This is a genomic window from Nocardioides aquaticus, assembly GCF_018459925.1.
Taxonomy (GTDB): domain Bacteria; phylum Actinomycetota; class Actinomycetes; order Propionibacteriales; family Nocardioidaceae; genus Nocardioides; species Nocardioides aquaticus.
The window spans coordinates 723105-739649 of sequence record NZ_CP075371.1 but is presented as its reverse complement, the minus strand read 5'-3'; the positions used below and the strand labels follow the sequence as shown (position 1 = coordinate 739649).

16 protein-coding genes are annotated in these 16545 nt (G+C 72.6%); 4 read left to right on the top strand and 12 right to left on the bottom strand.

Annotated elements, in window-relative coordinates:
- Window positions 1-14: 14 nt before the first annotated feature.
- Window positions 15-1247, bottom strand: a complete 1233-nt coding sequence (locus ENKNEFLB_RS03645) for an alpha/beta hydrolase (protein ID WP_214057946.1) — start codon at window positions 1245-1247, stop codon at window positions 15-17.
- 133 nt (window positions 1248-1380) lie between these two features.
- Between ENKNEFLB_RS03645 and ENKNEFLB_RS03640 the strand changes: the two genes are divergently transcribed.
- From ENKNEFLB_RS03640 to ENKNEFLB_RS03630, 3 genes are all read left to right on the top strand, one after another.
- Window positions 1381-3597, top strand: coding sequence for an RNA degradosome polyphosphate kinase (locus ENKNEFLB_RS03640; protein WP_246535824.1), 2217 nt, complete (start codon window positions 1381-1383; stop codon window positions 3595-3597).
- Between the two features lie 75 nt (window positions 3598-3672).
- Entirely contained in the window at window positions 3673-4290 is a 618-nt protein-coding gene (locus ENKNEFLB_RS03635; RefSeq protein WP_214057945.1) for a DUF47 domain-containing protein, read from the top strand.
- A gap of 1 nt (window position 4291) precedes the next feature.
- Complete coding sequence (locus tag ENKNEFLB_RS03630) at window positions 4292-5311, top strand: inorganic phosphate transporter (RefSeq protein WP_214057944.1); 1020 nt, start codon at window positions 4292-4294, stop codon at window positions 5309-5311.
- Between the two features lie 63 nt (window positions 5312-5374).
- Here the strand turns inward: ENKNEFLB_RS03630 and ENKNEFLB_RS03625 are convergent, their stop codons facing one another.
- The 6 genes from ENKNEFLB_RS03625 to ENKNEFLB_RS03600 form a co-directional block, all read right to left on the bottom strand.
- Window positions 5375-6400 carry a hypothetical protein gene (locus ENKNEFLB_RS03625; protein ID WP_214057943.1) on the bottom strand — a complete coding sequence of 342 codons (1026 nt, stop codon included), beginning with the start codon at window positions 6398-6400 and terminating at the stop codon, window positions 5375-5377.
- 143 nt (window positions 6401-6543) lie between these two features.
- Entirely contained in the window at window positions 6544-7323 is a 780-nt protein-coding gene (pstB, locus tag ENKNEFLB_RS03620; protein ID WP_214057942.1) for a phosphate ABC transporter ATP-binding protein PstB, read from the bottom strand.
- Between the two features lie 34 nt (window positions 7324-7357).
- Entirely contained in the window at window positions 7358-8446 is a 1089-nt protein-coding gene (gene pstA / locus ENKNEFLB_RS03615) for a phosphate ABC transporter permease PstA (RefSeq protein ID WP_214057941.1), read from the bottom strand.
- Between the two features lie 4 nt (window positions 8447-8450).
- On the bottom strand, window positions 8451-9401 hold the full coding sequence (gene pstC / locus ENKNEFLB_RS03610; protein ID WP_246535823.1) for a phosphate ABC transporter permease subunit PstC: 951 nt from the start codon (window positions 9399-9401) through the stop codon (window positions 8451-8453).
- Window positions 9402-9542: 141 nt separating this feature from the next.
- On the bottom strand, window positions 9543-10661 hold the full coding sequence (locus ENKNEFLB_RS03605) for a phosphate ABC transporter substrate-binding protein PstS (RefSeq protein WP_214057940.1): 1119 nt from the start codon (window positions 10659-10661) through the stop codon (window positions 9543-9545).
- Between the two features lie 209 nt (window positions 10662-10870).
- Window positions 10871-11749 (bottom strand): NUDIX hydrolase, encoded by an 879-nt coding sequence (locus ENKNEFLB_RS03600; RefSeq protein WP_214057939.1) that lies wholly within the window; start codon window positions 11747-11749, stop codon window positions 10871-10873.
- Window positions 11750-11789: 40 nt separating this feature from the next.
- On the opposite strand from ENKNEFLB_RS03600, the gene ENKNEFLB_RS03595 reads away from it, so the two are divergent.
- Window positions 11790-12908, top strand: a complete 1119-nt coding sequence (locus tag ENKNEFLB_RS03595) for a hypothetical protein (RefSeq protein ID WP_214057938.1) — start codon at window positions 11790-11792, stop codon at window positions 12906-12908.
- A gap of 21 nt (window positions 12909-12929) precedes the next feature.
- On the opposite strand, the gene ENKNEFLB_RS03590 is transcribed toward ENKNEFLB_RS03595, so the two are convergent.
- From ENKNEFLB_RS03590 to ENKNEFLB_RS03570, 5 genes are all read right to left on the bottom strand, one after another.
- The gene (locus tag ENKNEFLB_RS03590; protein WP_214057937.1) at window positions 12930-15167 is read right to left on the bottom strand and encodes a heavy metal translocating P-type ATPase; all 2238 of its coding nucleotides are present in this window, start codon (window positions 15165-15167) and stop codon (window positions 12930-12932) included.
- Window positions 15164-15370: a heavy-metal-associated domain-containing protein gene (locus ENKNEFLB_RS03585; RefSeq protein ID WP_214057936.1), complete on the bottom strand. Its 207-nt coding sequence runs from the start codon at window positions 15368-15370 to the stop codon at window positions 15164-15166. Before ENKNEFLB_RS03585 ends, ENKNEFLB_RS03590 begins: the two co-directional genes overlap by 4 nt.
- Before the next feature lie 44 nt (window positions 15371-15414).
- The gene (locus ENKNEFLB_RS03580; protein ID WP_214057935.1) at window positions 15415-15711 is read right to left on the bottom strand and encodes a metal-sensitive transcriptional regulator; all 297 of its coding nucleotides are present in this window, start codon (window positions 15709-15711) and stop codon (window positions 15415-15417) included.
- A gap of 66 nt (window positions 15712-15777) precedes the next feature.
- A complete protein-coding gene (locus tag ENKNEFLB_RS03575; RefSeq protein WP_214057934.1) occupies window positions 15778-15945 on the bottom strand; it encodes a hypothetical protein in 168 nt (55 codons plus the stop codon).
- Window positions 15946-16169: 224 nt separating this feature from the next.
- Window positions 16170-16373 (bottom strand): cold-shock protein, encoded by a 204-nt coding sequence (locus ENKNEFLB_RS03570; RefSeq protein WP_160004806.1) that lies wholly within the window; start codon window positions 16371-16373, stop codon window positions 16170-16172.
- Between the last annotated feature and the right edge of the window lie 172 nt (window positions 16374-16545).

Genomic DNA, 16545 nt, shown 5'->3' with positions numbered 1-16545 from the left:
GGTCCCCGGCCGGGTCAGCCCTTGCCGAGCTCCGCGCTGCCGAGGCCGGTGCTGGCGTCGCGCTCGCCGTCGGTGCCGGGCTGGTGGCTGCCGGACTCCGAGGTGGGGTCCTGGTCCAGCTCGCTGTCGGGCTGGTCCTCGTCGGCCGGCTCGGGGTCGCGGCGCAGGGCGTTGCCGACCCGGGTGGCGATCTCGGCGTTGACCGCGCGGGTCTGGCGGCCGACGCCGACGATGTTGAAGAACCCGTGGACGAGGTCGGGGTAGCGGGTCAGCTGGACCTCGACGCCGGCGTCGGCGAGCTTGCGGGCGTAGGCCTCCCCCTCGTCGCGCAGCGGGTCGAAGCCCGCGGTGGCGACCAGCGCGGGGGCCAGGTCGTCGGGCAGGTCGGCGGGGTCCATCAGGACCGGGCTGAGGCGCCAGTCGCCGCGGACCGCGGGGTCCGGGGCGTACGACTCGTTGGCCAGCTCCATGTAGACCTTCGTCAGGTAGAAGCCCTCGGCGAACAGCTCGTAGCTGCGGTAGCCGGAGCGGTCGACGCAGTCGGTGGCCGGGTAGACCAGCACCTGGACCTTGCACGGCCAGCCCGAGCGGGCGGCCTGGATGGCCACGGCCGCGGCCAGGTTGCCCCCGGCCGAGTCGCCGCCGACGCCGATCCGGTCCCGGTCGGCGCCGAGCTCGTCGGCGTGGTCGAGCACCCACTCGTACGCCGCGAACGCGTCGTCGTGGGCCGCCGGGAAGACGGCCTCGGGGCCGAGGCGGTAGTCGACCGACAGCACCCGGACGCCGGCGCGCTCGGCGAGGTAACGGCACGGCGCGTCGTGCGTCTCGAGGTCGCCGTGCATGAAGCCGCCGCCGTGGAAGAAGACCAGCAGCGGGTCCGGGCCCGGCGGACGTCCGCCCGGCACGTAGAGACGGGCCGGCCGCCCGCCGGCGGTGAGGTCGCGGGTCTCGGCGATCGGCTGCCGGCCGCCGACCGAGGTGGTCTGGGCCAGCAGCGCGGCGCGGCCCTCGGGCACGCCGAGCGAGCCCGGGTCGGGCTTGCCGGACAGCGCCATCATCTTCAGCACCACCTGGGTCTCGGTGTCGAGGCGCTGGCCGTCGCGGGTGATCGGCTCTCCGGCGACGCGGCGCAGCAGCGTGGTCGGCAGGCCGAGCACGGCACGGATCGCGCCGGCCTCGACGCTGGCTGCGGCACCGGCTGCGGCACCGGCTGCGGCGGCGTGGACCTGACGGGGGACGGCGACCATCCGGGGTTCCTCTCGATCGGGAGCGATGCGTGAGACTACTGGTGAGTAGCATCACGCGGAAGCACCCCGGGATGGGCGGGCGACCACGCCCAGGAGTCACCCGACGTTCACCCGCGGGTGGGAGGATGGCGCCATGTCCGTCGAGACCACGAACAGCCAGTCCTCCGGACCGCACCCGGACGGGGGCGACGAGACCCTCGCCGGCGAGGCCGCCGTCGACGAGGGGTACGAGTCCCCCGCCCCCACCGACCTGGCCGAGGTCGCCGAGACCGGCCCGTACGCCCCCGACGAGGCGGCCCTGGCCGCCGTGCAGGAGCACCCCGAGCGGTTCCTGGACCGCGAGCTGTCCTGGCTGCGGTTCAACCAGCGGGTGCTCGAGCTGGCCGAGGACGAGAACCTCCCGCTGCTCGAGCGGGCCCGGTTCCTGGCGATCTTCACCAGCAACCTCGACGAGTTCTTCATGGTCCGCGTGGCCGGCCTGAAGCGGCGGATCGCCACCGGGCTGGCCGTCAAGGCGGCCTCGGGGATGATGCCGCGCGAGGTGCTGGAGTCGATCTGGCGGGTCACCGCCGAGCTGACCCAGCGCCACGCCCGCACCTTCGCCGACCAGATCGTGCCGGCGCTGGCCGAGCACGACATCAAGCTGGTGCGCTGGGAGGACCTCGACCGCGAGGAGCAGAAGGAGTGCAAGCGGCTCTTCCGCGACCGCATCTTCCCGGTGCTCACGCCGCTGGCCGTCGACCCCGCGCACCCGTTCCCGTACATCTCCGGGCTGTCGCTGAACCTCGCCGTGGTGCTGCGCGACCCCAAGGCCGGCAAGACGCACTTCGCGCGGGTCAAGGTGCCGCCGATCTTCGAGCGGTTCGTGCCGCTGGGCAACGCCCGCTTCGTGCCGCTGGAGGACGTCATCGGCGCCCACCTCAAGCGGCTCTTCCCCGGCCTGGAGGTCGTCGAGACCCACACCTTCCGGGTCACCCGCAACGAGGACCTCGAGGTCGAGGAGGACGACGCCGAGAACCTGCTCGCTGCGCTCGAGAAGGAGCTGCTGCGCCGCCGGTTCGGCCCGCCGGTGCGCCTCGAGGTCGAGGAGTCGATCAGCAGCGCGGTCCTCGAGCTGCTGATGGGCGAGCTCGAGGTCACCAAGGACGAGGTCTTCAAGCTGCCCGGCCCGCTGGACCTGCGCGGGCTGCACGGGATCGCGGACCTGTCCCGCGAGGAGCTGAAGTTCCCCGCGTTCGTGCCGACCACGCACTCGTTCCTGGCCGAGGTCGAGTCGGCCGCGCCGGTCGACGTGTTCAAGGCCGCACGCCGCCACGACGTGCTGCTGCACCACCCGTACGACTCCTTCGCCACCAGCGTGCAGCGCTTCATCGAGCAGGCCGCCGCCGACCCGCACGTGCTGGCGATCAAGCAGACGCTCTACCGCACCTCGGGCGACTCCCCGATCATCGACGCCCTCATCGACGCCGCCGAGGTCGGCAAGCAGGTGCTGGTGCTGGTCGAGATCAAGGCCCGCTTCGACGAGCACGCCAACATCCGCTGGGCGCGCAAGCTCGAGCAGGCCGGCTGCCACGTCGTCTACGGCCAGGTCGGGCTCAAGACGCACTGCAAGCTCGCGCTGGTGGTGCGCGACGAGCCCGACGGCATCCGCCGCTACGTCCACCTCGGCACCGGCAACTACAACCCGAAGACCTCACGGATGTACGAGGACCTCGGCCTGATCACCACCAACACCGCCATCGCCGAAGACGTCGCCCACCTGTTCAACAACCTGTCCGGCTGGTCGCGCAACGCCACGTACGCCGAGCTGCTCGTCGCGCCGGACTCGGTGCGCAGCGGGCTGGTCGAGCGGATCTACCACGAGATCGAGCACCACCGGGCCGGGCGTGAGGCGCACATCCGGATCAAGGCGAACTCGGTCGTCGACGAGGCGATCATCGACGCGCTCTACCTCGCCTCCCGCGAGGGGGTCCCGGTCGAGCTGCTGGTGCGCGGCATCTGCGCGCTGCGCCCGGGGGTGCCGGGGCTCTCGGAGAACATCCGGGTCCGCTCGGTGCTCGGCCGGTTCCTCGAGCACAGCCGGGTCTTCTGGTTCGCCAACGGCGGCGAGCACGAGGCCTGGATCGGCTCCGCCGACATGATGCACCGCAACCTGGACCGCCGCGTCGAGGTCCTCGTACGCCTGCCCGGCGAGGAGTCGCGCCAGCCGGTGACCGACCTGCTCGAGCTGGCCTTCGACGACGACACCTCGGCGTGGGAGCTGCACCGCGACGGGACCTGGACGCCCAACGACGGCGGCGTGCACCTGCAGGAGAAGCTGATCGAGAGCCAGCGGCGGCGGCGCGCCTGACCGACTGGTTTCGCAGGCGGGGACCGCGCCCCCTACGCTGGTCGACGTTTGCCATCCCGTCACCAGGAGTTCCCCGTGGGTCTGCGTCTTCGTCCGGTCAACGCGGAGTTCTACGACCTCTTCACCGAGGCCGCCGCCCACCTCGTCGGCGGCGTCGCCCTGGTCGCCGAGATGCTCTCGGAGTCGGCCGACAAGGAGGACGTCGCGCAGCGGATGCGCGCGGCCGAGCACGCCGCCGACGAGACCACCCACGCGATCATCCGCAAGGTCAACGGCACCTTCGTGACGCCCTTCGACCGCGAGGACATCTACGCGCTGGCCTCCGGGCTCGACGACGTGATGGACGAGATGGAGGAGGTCGTCGACATGATCCTGCTCTACCACGTGAAGTCGATGCCGGCCGAGGTGCTGGGCCAGGTCGAGGTGCTGCAGCAGTGCGCGGACCTGACCGCGACCTCGATGCCCCGGCTGCGGTCGATGCAGTCGCTCGAGGACTACTGGATCGAGATCAACCGCCTGGAGAACGCCGGTGACAAGAACCACCGCCGGATCATGGCCCGGCTGTTCTCCGGCGAGTACAAGGCGCTCGAGGTGCTCAAGCTGAAGGACATCGTGGAGACCCTCGAGTCCGCGATCGACGCCTTCGAGACGGTCGCCAACACCGTGGAGCAGATCGCCGTCAAGGAGGGCTGAGGTGGTCCTCGCGATCGTCATCGCCGTCGTCGTCGTCGCCCTGGTCTTCGACTACACCAACGGTTTCCACGACGCCGCCAACGCCATCGCCACCTCGGTGTCGACCCGGGCGCTGACCCCGCGGGTCGCCCTGGCGATGGCCGCGGTGATGAACTTCATCGGGGCGTTCCTGGGCCAGAAGGTCGCCCAGACGGTCGCCGAGGTGATCAGCTTCCCCGACGACATGCTCGCCGCCGACCCGGTGCACGCGCTGGTGATCGTGATGTCCGGGCTGCTCGGGGCGATCACCTGGAACATGATCACCTGGTACTACGGCCTGCCCTCGTCGTCCTCGCACGCGCTGATCGGCGGCCTCGGCGGCGCCGCGATCGCCGGAGGGGTCAGCGTGAACTGGGACACCGTCGTCAACAAGGTGCTGATCCCGATGGTGCTCTCGCCGCTGTTCGCGTTCGGCGCGGGCTTCGCGGTGATGATCGCCATCATGTGGCTCTTCAGGCGGGCCAACCCGCACCGGGCCCAGCGCCGCTTCCGGGTCGCGCAGACCGTCTCGGCGGCCGCGATGGCCCTCGGCCACGGCCTGCAGGACGCGCAGAAGACGATGGGCGTGATCTTCCTGGCCTTGCTCGCCGGGGGGTACGTCAGCGCCGGCGACGACCTGCCGGTCTGGGTGATCTTCTCGGCCGCGGCCGCCATCTCGCTGGGCACCTACTCGGGCGGCTGGCGGATCATGCGCACCCTGGGGCGCCGGATCATCGCCCTCGACCCCTCCCGCGGGTTCGCCGCCGAGTCGGTGGCGGCGACGGTGCTCTACACGACGGCCTACGTGTACGAGGCCCCGATCTCGACCACCCACACCATCACCTCCGCCGTGATGGGCGTCGGTGCCACCAAGCGCCTCTCGGCCGTCCGCTGGGGCGTCGCCCGCTCCATCCTCACCGCCTGGGTGCTGACCTTCCCGATGGCCGCCGCCGCCGCCGCGCTCTGCTACGCCGTGGCCCACTTCTTCCTCGAGGTGCTGTAGGCGCCGCTGCCACACGTTCGTGTGGGTCGGAGGGCCGTACGCCCACACGAAGGTGTGGCAGCGTCAGCGGCGGTAGCGCAGGAACCGCGCCCGCTGCGCCGGGCTCAACGCGCGTCGCTGGGCCACGGTCTCGGTGCTGGTCCACCACGGGGGCGGGTCGGCGCACCACCTCGGGGCCTCACCGCGGTCCCGCGCCGCAAGCGCCCGGTCGTACGCCCGGCGCAGCCGGATGACGAAGCCCTGCGGGCCCCGGTCCCCGGCGAGGGTCGTGACGTACTCCAGCCCGTGCTCGCGGAAGAGGTCTTCGCGCCGCACGTCCTGGAGCCGCCGGCCGAGGTGGACCCTGCCGTCGTACTCCGCGACCACCCCGGCGACCGGGTCGAGCAGGTCCGGGGTGCCGAGGTGGCGACCGGAGCGGTCGAAGAGCGGAGCGTTGCACCGCGGCTGCGGGAACCCGGCTCCCACCCACGCGAGCCGCGCACGGCTCTCCTGCGGCGACCAGCTGTTCTCGTCGGCCAGGTCGAGGGCCTGTCGCAGCCGTTCGACGCCGGTCCACCCGGCCTGCTCGGCAGCGACCTCGCGCAGCTCGTCGAGCGAGACGGTGTCGGTCCCGCAGGCCATGTCGAGGCAGGCCACGGCGTCGGCCACCCGGGCCGTACGGCGGCGCACCTCGTAGGAGACCGCGCTCCCCGGACGGGCCACCACCACACCGTCCCGATCGCGGAGGTCCGAGCGGCCCAGCCGCTCCTCGCTCACCTCCACCCCGGCCCTGGACCGCACCCGGACCGACGGCGCCACGATCGCGACCGGGTGGAGACCCCCGTCGGGCGTGGTCCCGTCGAACCACGGGCTGCCGGTCCACCACCGCACCGCCGCCCAGCCGGTCACCGCTCCCCCGCGCGGGACGAGCGGCGCCGCCTCCAGGACCCGCTGCTCGGGGCAGGTGCCGTCGACGGCTGCGGGGACGTAGAGACCCCGGCTCGTCCGCCGCCAGGCGCTACCCCGGGTCTGCTCCGGGGTGGGCCCGGTCAGGCCCCGGGGATCACGACGCACCGGGCGTACGAGCCCCGGACGGTCGGTCGTGCGCATGGCACCACCGTGGCCCACGGCAGGCCGCGACCGCTCGCGCCGTCCACAGGCGCCCTGTCGACCGACGCTGCCACACGTTCGTGTGGCCCACAGGGCGGATCAGCCACACGAACGTGGGGCAGCGTGCCCCGGGACCCGCAGGATCAGCCGAAGCGGCCGGAGATGTAGGCCTCGGTGGCCGGCTCGTCGGGGTTGGAGAACATCTTGGTGGTGGAGTTGAACTCGACCAGCTGGCCGGGCTCGCCGGTGGCCTTGAGGTTGAAGAAGCCGGTCTCGTCGGAGACGCGGGCGGCCTGCTGCATGTTGTGGGTCACGATCACGATCGTGTAGTCGGCCTTGAGCTCGTGGATCAGGTCCTCGATGGCCGAGGTCGAGATCGGGTCGAGCGCCGAGCACGGCTCGTCCATCAGCAGCACCTGGGGCTCGACGGCGATCGCGCGGGCGATGCAGAGACGCTGCTGCTGGCCGCCGGAGAGCCCCATGCCGGGCTTGGCCAGGCGGTCCTTGACCTCGTTCCAGAGGTTGGCGCCCTTCAGCGACTTCTCCACGATGGAGTCCGCCTCGGACTTCTTCATCTTCTTGGCGTTCAGCTTGTTGCCGGCCAGGACGTTGTCGTAGATCGACATGGTCGGGAACGGGTTGGGGCGCTGGAAGACCATCCCGATCTGGCGGCGCACGGCCACCGGGTCCACGCTGGCGTCGTAGAGCGACTGGCCGTCGACGACGACCTTGCCCTCGACGCGGGCGCCCGGGATGACCTCGTGCATGCGGTTCAGGGTGCGCAGCACCGTCGACTTGCCGCAGCCGGAGGGCCCGATGAAGGCGGTCACCTGGTGCGCCTTGACGGTCATGTTGACGCCCTGCACGGCGAGGAAGTCGCCGTAGTAGATGTTGACGTCGGAGATGTCGATGCTCTTGGCCATGTGTCCTCAGGTCCTCGGTGGCACGTCGGGCCGGTCAGCGGCCGGTCTTGGGCGAGAAGTAGCTGCCGACCAGGCGGGCCAGCAGGTTCAGCGCCATCACGATGATGATCAGCACGAGCGCCGCACCCCAGGCGCGCTCGAGCTGGAAGGGGATGTACTCCTGCAGGCCGCCGCGGGTGGCCTCGGAGAAGATCAGCACCGGCAGCGTCGCCATCGCCCCGTCGAACGGGTTGAAGTTCGTGGCGCGGAAGGTGCCCACGATCAGCAGCAGCGGCGCGGTCTCGCCGGCGACGCGGGCCACGGCCAGGGTGGCGCCGGTGACGATGCCGCCCAGGGCGGTGGGGAGCACGACCTTGACGATGGTGCGCCACTTCGGCACCCCCAGGGCGTACGCCCCCTCGCGCAGCTCGTCCGGCACCAGCTTGAGCATCTCCTCGGTGGAGCGCACCACGATCGGGATCATCAGCACGCTCAGCGCGATCGAGCCGCCGAAGGCCATCCGGACGCCGGGGCCGAAGATCAGCGTGAACAGCGCCAGCGCGAAGAGACCGGCCACGATCGAGGGGATGCCGGTCATCACGTCGATCAGGAAGGTGAGCACCTGGGAGAGGCGGTTCTTCTTGCCGTACTCGACCAGGTAGATCGCGGCCATGATCCCGATCGGCACCGAGATGACGGTGGCGATCAGCGTGACGATCAGCGTGCCCATGATCGCGTGGTAGATCCCGCCGCCCTCGCCGAGGACCCCGGACTGCGAGGCGGTGAAGAAGGTGCTGCTCAGCGCCGGGGCGCCACGGCTGACGACCTCCCAGAGCACCGCGACCAGCGGGAGCATCGCGATCACGAGGGTCGACCACACCACGGTGCCGACCAGGCGGTCGGTGCCCTTGCGGGAGCCCTCGACGGCGGTGGACCAGGCGGGGAGACCGATCAGCAGGAGGATCCAGCCGACGACGAGGATGCCGACGACGCCCCAGCCGAGCAGGAGCCCCACCAAGGCGGCGGCGCCGAAGGCGAGGACCCCGGCGAGCAGGGGCGCCCAGCCCGGCAGCTGCGGCTTGGTCAGCGGCACGACGGCGGTGTCGTCGGGTCCCGGCGGGCGGGTCTGGGTGGTCTGAGCCATGGTCTTACCCCTTGGCCTGACCGCGGGCGGCGAGCCAGCGGCCGAGGAAGTTGACGGCGAAGGTGACGACGAAGAGGACCAGTCCGCCGGCGATGAGGACGTTGGTCTTGATGCCCGAGGCGTTCGCGTAGTTCAGCGCGATGCTGGCCGCGATCGTCGAGGGGTTCTGGGAGGAGATGAGGTTGATCGTGATCACGCCGCTGGCGGAGAGCACCAGCGCCACGGCCATGGTCTCACCGAGGGCGCGACCCAGGCCGAGCAGGACCGCGGAGGTGACGCCGGAGCGGGAGTAGGGGAAGACCGCCATCTTGATCATCTCCCAGCGGGTGGCCCCCAGCGCCAGCGCGGCCTCCATGTGCATGGTCGGGGTCTGGGCGAAGACCTCGCGGCACAGGGCGGTGATGATCGGCAGGGCCATCACGGCCAGCACGATCCCGGCGGTCAAGATCGTCCGACCGGTGGTGACCGGTCCCGCGAAGAGCGGGATCCAGCCGAGGTTGTCGGCCAGCCACTGGTAGATCGGGAAGACCCAGCTCTGCAGCGTCTCGCGGCCCCAGAGCCCGTAGACGACGCTGGGCACGGCGGCGAGCAGGTCGATGACGTAGCCCAGCAGGCGGGCGATCCGGCGCGGCGCGTAGACGCTGATCACCAGCGCGACCCCGATCGCCAGCGGCGTGGCGATCACCAGGGCGATGATCGCGGCCAGCACGGTGCCGTAGAGCAGCGGCCAGATGTAGAGCACGATGTTGTCGCGGCCGTAGGCGTTGTCCCCGCTGGCCCCGATCGCCGGGATGCTCTGGAGCACCAGGAAGATCGCGACGCCGGCCAGCGCCAGCATGATGAAGAGCCCGGAGCCCTTCGCGAGCCCGGCGAAGATCAGGTCGCCGCGGCGCGAGACGCCGCGCGGAGCCTCCGGCTCACGCGGTTCCGCGCGCTCTTTCTCGGTGGTGGACACCTGGCCCCCTGGTTCGGTGGTGCTACGTGGAGATGGTGGGTCGTGCTGAGTCTGTCACCGCCGTGGACGGGCGGTGACGCACCGCGAGGGTCCCGGCCGCCGGACGGGCGGGAGCGGGACCCTCGCGGGGTCGGACCGGCGTCAGCTGCCGGCGGAGATCGTCTCGATGATCGCGAGCGCGTCCTCCTGCAGACCGGACTCGAGCGGCGCGGCGCCGGCCTCGTTGGCGCCCTGCTCCTGGCCCTCGGGGCCGATGACGTACTCGAGGTAGGCCTTGGCGACGTCGGCCTCGGCCTGGTCCTCGTAGGTCGGGCAGGCGATCATGTAGGAGGTCAGCACGATCGGGTACGCGTCGGCCTCCTCGGTGAGGTAGTCGAGGTCGTAGATCAGCTGGTTCTCCTCGGCCGACTCCGCCAGCGGCGAGACCGCGAGGATGTTGGCGGCCGCCTCCGGGGTCGGCGCGACGAACTCCTCGCCGACCTGGATGTTGGCGGTGCCGAGGTCGCCGGCCTGGCTGGCGTCGGCGTAGCCGATCGCGTTCTGGCCGTCGGTGACCGCGGAGACGACGCCGGAGGTGCCCTGGGCACCCTCGCCGCCGAACTCGCGGGGCCACGTCTCGACGACGCCCCCGGTCCACGAGTCGGACGCGGCGACGTCGAGGTAGCTGGTGAAGTTCTCGGTCGTGCCGGACTCGTCGGAGCGGTGCACCGCGTTGATCGGCGCGCTCGGCAGGTCGGCGTCGGGGTTCTCCTCGGCGATGGCCGGGTCGTCCCACTGGGTGATCTCGCCGGCGAAGATGGCGCCGAGGGTCTCCGGGGTGAGGTTCAGCTCGTCGACGCCGTCGACGTTGAAGATGATCGCGATCGGGCTGACGTAGTTGGGCACCTCGATCGGGGCCTCGCCGCCGCACCGCTCGGTGGCGTCGGACAGCTCGCCCTCGTCGTCGGTGAGGTAGGCGTCGGAGCCGGCCAGCATGTAGGCGCCGGAGATGAAGTTCTCGCGGCCACCGCCGGAGCCGACGGGCTCGTAGGTCATGGTGACGTCGGGGGCGACCTCGGTGAACCCGGTCGTCCAGGCCAGCTGGGCGGCCTCCTGGGAGGAGGCGCCGCCGATCGTGTACTGACCGGACAGCTCGGCCGCGGCCTCGTCGCCGCCACCGGACGCGGTGTCGGTCTCGTTGGACGCGCTGCACGCCGAGAGGGCGAGCGCGAGGGTGGCGACGCCGGGGAGGACGGCGCGGCGCAGGGAAGTGATCGTCACTTCGTGACTCCTGAAGAGAGAGATGAGGCTGTGTCTCGGACGACGCAGACGCTAGGCATGCGAGGTGACCCGATCGGGGGCCGACGGTGAACGAGGGGTGAACGCACCCGGACGGTTGGTGGGCGGGGCCGGGGCCGGGGGACGTACGGCGGGTGAACGACCCCGGGAACGGGACCATCGACCCAGGTCAACGGGGTAGGAGGACCCGCTCAGCCGACGCCCTGGACCTCGTGCGCGACCACGTCGCCCTTGCGGGTGTGAGCGACGAGCAGCTGCCCGGGGGCGAGCTGGGGGTCCTTCAGCCCGAGCTCGCGCAGCAGCTGCGGCAGCACCGGGCGGTGGGAGCAGAGGACGGTCCCGACGCCGTCGGCCGCGGCCTCGCGCGCGGCGGCGACCACCCGGCGTACGGAGCCCTTGGTGTGCCCCTCCTCGCTGAGCCCGTCGGTGGCCTCGACCTCCCAGCCGGTCGTGTCGGCGAAGGGCGTCACGGTCTGCAGGCAGCGGGTGCTGGAGGAGGTGACGACGCGGGTCACCGCGTAGGCCGACAGCACCGGGACCAGCCGCTCGGCCTGCAGCGTGCCCAGCGCGAGCAGGGGGCGCTGGCGGTCGTCCTTGCGCCACGCCTTGCGGGAGCGCGCCTTGCCGTGGCGCAGCACCACGATGGGTGCGGTACGCCGCCGCAGCCCGGTCGCCTGCGCCAGCGTCGTGCGGTCGTGGGGGTAGGTCAGCAGGCCCTCGGCCTTGTCGAGGTCGACCCAGGCGACCTCGTCGATCTCGCGGTTCGCGGCGTAGGTGGCCACGTCGTCGTCGCCGACGGCGCGTCCGGTCCAGTAGGAGACGACCTTCGGCCGCCCGCCCGCGATGGCGTAGCGCTGGTCGGCCAGCTGCGGGCCGAGCCGGACGTGCAGCCCGGTCTCCTCCCAGGCCTCGCGCACGGCGGTGGCGGTGACGTGCTCGCCGGGGTCGACCTTGCCCTTGGGGAAGGACCAGTCGTCGTAGCGCGGGCGGTGGACCACCAGCACCTGGCGGCCCGCGCGGAACGCCACCACGCCGGCGGCGAGGACGGCGCGGGGGGGCGTGCTGACCATGGGGCTAGTCTCACATCTCCGGGTGACCAGGAGGAGAACCGTGGGGGACGACCTCGGCCGGGCGCGGCTGCTGCTGGTCCTCGGCGTGCTCCTGGCCCTCACGGCGGCCGCCGTCGTGGCGGGGGCGGTACGCGGGACGCTGCCCCGTCTCGCCGACGTCCCCGGCCTCTCCGCGCTGCCCGGGGTCGGGCCCGGCTCGGAGCTCGAGCGGGCGGTCGCGATGGCCCCCGCGGACGCGGTGCGCTTCTCGTGGACCGACTGGGCCGGGGTGCGCGACGACCTCGCCCTGGACCCGCCGGCCGACCCGTCGACCCGGGACGTCGAGGAGCTGCTCGACGCCGCCTTTGACGCCGACCTGTCCGCCACCACCGCGCTGGGCGAGTCCGCGGCGACCTCCCAGACCGCGCTCGGCTTCTCCCCCGCGACCCTGTCCTGGGAGCTGTTCAGCCAGGGCGAGGAGGGGGCGCTGGTCACGATGGGCCTGGCCGAGGAGTCCGACGCCGCGCTGGTCGAGGACCGGCTGCGCCAGGCCGGCTTCACCCCGCCCGAGGACGCGACCGGCGTGTGGCGCGGCGGCCCGGACGTGCTCGCCACGCTCGGGCAGCTCTCCCCCGAGCTGTCCTTCGTGGCGGTCGACAGCGAGGAGCTCGTCGTGCGCGCCAGCGACGCCTCGGCCTACCTGCAGCGGGCGGTCGACACCGACCCGCCCGAGCCCGGGCAGGGCGTCGCGGACGCCGTGGAGGCGCTGGCCGACGCCGGCCCGCCGCTCGCGGCCGCGGTCTACGACAGCGCCGTGGCCTGCGAGTCCCTGGCGATGGCCTCGGCCGACGGGGCCGCGCAGGAGCAGGCCCGCACGCTGCTCGCCGCCGCCGGACCGGTCAACCCGCTCGCCGGCTTCGGCCTGGGCGTCCAGCCCGGTGGCGACGCGACCGCGGCGCTGGCCTTCGAGACCGACGACCAGGCCCGGGAGAACGCCGACACCCGCGCGCGGCTGGCCTCGGGCCCGGCGCCCGGCCAGGGCGGCGACTTCGCCGACCGGTTCAGCCTCGGCACCACCGCGGCCGAGGGGCGGGTCGTGACGATGGAGCTCGAGCCGACCGAGGACGCGCGCGTGCTCTCCGACCTGTCGTCCGGGCCGGTCCTGTTCGCGACCTGCTGAGGGTGGTCGTCCCGGGGGCGGTCAGCGGAAGCGGCGCAGCCGCAGGCTGTTGGTGACCACGAAGACCGACGACAGCGCCATCGCCAGCCCCGCGATCATCGGGTTCAGCAGCCCGGCGGCAGCCACCGGCAGCGCCGCGACGTTGTAGGCGAAGGCCCAGAACAGGTTGCCCCGGATGGTGGCCAGGGTGCGGCGGGACAGGCGTACGGCGTCGGCCGCCAGGCGCAGGTCGCCGCGCACCAGTGTGAGGTCCGCGGCCTGGATGGCGACGTCGGTGCCGGTGCCCAGCGCGATCCCGAGGTCGGCCTGGGCCAGCGCGGCGGCGTCGTTGACCCCGTCGCCGACCATCGCCACCACGTGACCCTGCTGCTGGAGGCGGCGGACGGCGGCGAGCTTCTCGGCCGGCAGCACCTCGGCGACGACGCCCGCGCCGTCGGGGCCCGCCTCGATCCCGACCTCGTCGGCCACGGCACGCGCGGCGCGGGCGTGGTCGCCGGTCAGCAGCATCGGGCGCAGCCCGAGCCCGCGCAGCGACGCGACCGCCTCGGCGGCGCCGTCCTTGACGGTGTCGGCCACCACGAGCACGCCGCGCGCGCGGCCGTCCCAGGCGGCCACGACGGCCGTACGCCCGGCCGCCTCCGCCGCCTCCACGGCCGCCAGCAGCGCGGCGGGGAGGTCGACGCCACGCTCGGCGAGCAGCCGCGGCCGGCCGACGACGACGGCACGGCCCTCGACGACGCCCTCCACGCCGAGGCCCTCGAGGGAGGTGAAGTCGGTGACCGGCGGGAGCGGTGCGGCCGACCCGGCCACGACGGCACGGGCGACCGGGTGCCCGGAGGCGGCCTCGACGGCGGCGGCGAGCCGGCGCACGTCGTCGACCTCCTCCCCCGGCGCGGCGACGACGTCGACCAGGCTCATCACGCCGGTGGTGACGGTGCCGGTCTTGTCGAGCACGACGGTGTCCACGCGGCGGGTGCTCTCGAGGACCTCGGGCCCGCGGATCAGGATGCCGAGCTGAGCACCGCGACCCGTGCCGACCAGCAGCGCGGTCGGCGTGGCCAGGCCCAGCGCGCAGGGACAGGCGATGATCAGCACCGCGACGGCCGCGGTCGCGGCCTCGGTGGCGCTCCCGCCGAGCAGCAGCCAGCCGGCCAGGGTGAGCAGGGCCAGCACGAGCACCGCGGGGACGAAGACCCCTGCGACGCGGTCGGCGAGGCGCTGCACGTCGGCCTTGCCGGACTGCGCCTGCTCGACGAGCCGGGCCATCTGCGCCAGCTGGGTGTCGGCGCCGACCCGGGTGGCGCGGACGACCAGCCGCCCGCTGGTGCTGATCGTGCCGCCGACCACGGTGTCGCCGGGGACGACCTCGACCGGCACCGGCTCGCCGGTGACCAGCGAGGCGTCCACCGCGGAGCGGCCCTCGACGACCTCGCCGTCGGTGGCGACCTTCTCGCCGGGGCGCACCACGAAGCGGGTGCCGGGCGCCAGCCGGTCGGTGGGGACGCGCTGCTCGACACCGTGCTCGTCGAGGACGGCGACGTCCTTGGCGCCGAGGTCGAGCAGGGCCCGCAGCGCGGCCCCGGCCCGGCGCTTGGCGCGCTTCTCGACGTAGCGCCCGGCGAGGAGGAACGCGGTGACGGCGGTGGCGACCTCGAGGTAGACGTTGCCCAGCCCGTCGGAGCCGGCCGCGGTCAGCGAGAACCCGTGCGTCATCCCGATCTCGCCGGCGGTGCCGACCGTCAGCGCGACCAGCGACCAGAGGGTCGCGGCCAGCACGCCGACGGAGACGAGGGTGTCCATGGTGGCGGCGCCGTGCCGGGCGTTGACGGCCGCGGCGCGGTGGAAGGGCCAGGCCGCCCAGGTGACCACCGGCGCCGCCAGCACCAGCGAGAGCCACTGCCAGCCGGGGAGCTGGGCGGGCGGCACCATCGCCATCACCACGACCGGCAGCGCCAGGACCGAGGCCACGACGAGGCGGCGGCGCAGCAGGGCCAGCTCGGCATCGGCGGCGTCGTCCGTCCCGTCCTGCTCGCCGGGCGGCGGGGGCAGGCTCGCTGCGTAGCCCGCGGCGGCCACGGTGTCGAGCAGCAGCTGCGGGTCGACGTCGACGCGGTGGCGCACGGTGGCCTTCTCGGTCGCGTAGTTGACCGTCGCCTCGACCCCGTCGAGCCTGGTGAGCTTGCGCTCGATCCGGTGCGCGCACGAGGCGCAGGTCATCCCGGTGATGGCCAGCTCGAGCTCGGGGTCGGTGGTGCTCATGCCAGGGCGTACCCGGCCTCGGTCACGGCCTGCTCGACCTGCGACCGCTCGAGCGGGGCGTCGCTGGTGACGACGACGCGGCCGCCGTCGAGGGTGACGGAGACGTCGGTGACGGTCGGGATCTCGGAGACCTCCTCGGTGACCGAGGCGACGCAGTGCTCGCAGGTCATGCCGGTGACGGTCCACTCGCTGGTGCGGGTCATCTGGTGCTCCTCGGGGGTCGTACGGCTGGTGGGGGCCGGGCGGGTCAGGACTTCACGAGCCGGGTGATGGCGGCGACGGCCTCGTCGACCTTGGCGCGCGCGGCGTCGTCGTCACCGGCGCGGGCGGCGTCGACGACGCAGTGGTGGAGGTGCTCGGAGAGCAGCCCGAGGGAGAACGCCTCGAGGGCCTTGGTCATCGCCGCGACCTGGGTCAGCACGTCGATGCAGTACGTCTCCTCCTCGACCATGCGCTGCAGGCCGCGGGCCTGGCCCTCGATGCGGCGCAGCCGCTTGAGGTACGCGTCCTTCTCGTGGAGGTAGCCGTGCTGGTGCTCGTCCATGCCGCCAGCGTACCCCCGAGGGGTATGTGGCCGGCGCGGCGACAGGTGGGCCGGGAGGGGCTGCGCTCAGGTGTCGGGGTCGTCCTGGACCGGCTCGACGCCGAGGACGGCGTCGATCTCGGCGGCGGAGAGGTGCTCCTCGGACTCGCTGGCCGCGATGATCAGGTTGGTCGTGAGCTCGACCTCACCGAGGAGGTCGACGTCCTCGAGCGTCACGTCGAACTGGTCGTACACGCCGAACCTCCCTCGCGGTAGTTGAAACCTTCCCGACACCGTACGGGCAAACCCCGCTCCTGCCACGCAGACACGGCATCGCGAGCCCCCGGACGCCCCGATCGGGGAGGTTGGTCCCGGTCCGGACCACCGGATCCGTCGTCCCCGACCCCTCGGACGGGGGAAATGGCACGAGGCCCCACCCGATGGGTGGGGCCTCGCGTCGACCTGGGGTCGAGTCGTCGTCAGACGGGGCGGACGTTCTCCGCCTGCGGGCCCTTGGGGCCCTGGGTGACGTCGAACTCGACGCGCTGGTTCTCGTCCAGGGACTTGTAGCCCTGGGTCTGAATCGCCGAGTAGTGCACGAAGACGTCGTCGCCGCCGTCCTCCTGCGCAATGAAGCCGAAACCCTTCTCGGCGTTGAACCACTTCACGGTGCCCTGAGCCATATGCTCGATACTCCTTAGTCGGGGCGAGAGCCGCCACTTCGGCGGCCCGCATCAGATGCGGTGACACGTCGCTCCGACCCGTGGAGGACCACGAAGCAGAAACGCCGTTGGATCACAAACTCCGCAGGCGTCAGACCAGCTGGAACTTTGCACCTCATGCAGGGCCGACACT

What these genes read in the sequence shown, in the direction of transcription:
- ENKNEFLB_RS03580 (WP_214057935.1), bottom strand. Translation starts at nt 15,711, where the DNA reads ATGGACGAGCACCAGCACGGCTACCTCCACGAGAAGGACGCGTACCTC.
- ENKNEFLB_RS03645 (WP_214057946.1), bottom strand. Translation starts at nt 1,247, where the DNA reads ATGGTCGCCGTCCCCCGTCAGGTCCACGCCGCCGCAGCCGGTGCCGCA.
- ENKNEFLB_RS03625 (WP_214057943.1), bottom strand. Translation starts at nt 6,400, where the DNA reads ATGCGCACGACCGACCGTCCGGGGCTCGTACGCCCGGTGCGTCGTGAT.
- ENKNEFLB_RS03585 (WP_214057936.1), bottom strand. Translation starts at nt 15,370, where the DNA reads ATGACCCGCACCAGCGAGTGGACCGTCACCGGCATGACCTGCGAGCAC.
- ENKNEFLB_RS03570 (WP_160004806.1), bottom strand. Translation starts at nt 16,373, where the DNA reads ATGGCTCAGGGCACCGTGAAGTGGTTCAACGCCGAGAAGGGTTTCGGC.
- ENKNEFLB_RS03590 (WP_214057937.1), bottom strand. Translation starts at nt 15,167, where the DNA reads ATGAGCACCACCGACCCCGAGCTCGAGCTGGCCATCACCGGGATGACC.
- ENKNEFLB_RS03640 (WP_246535824.1), top strand. Translation starts at nt 1,381, where the DNA reads ATGTCCGTCGAGACCACGAACAGCCAGTCCTCCGGACCGCACCCGGAC.
- pstB (WP_214057942.1), bottom strand. Translation starts at nt 7,323, where the DNA reads ATGGCCAAGAGCATCGACATCTCCGACGTCAACATCTACTACGGCGAC.
- pstA (WP_214057941.1), bottom strand. Translation starts at nt 8,446, where the DNA reads ATGGCTCAGACCACCCAGACCCGCCCGCCGGGACCCGACGACACCGCC.
- ENKNEFLB_RS03600 (WP_214057939.1), bottom strand. Translation starts at nt 11,749, where the DNA reads ATGGTCAGCACGCCCCCCCGCGCCGTCCTCGCCGCCGGCGTGGTGGCG.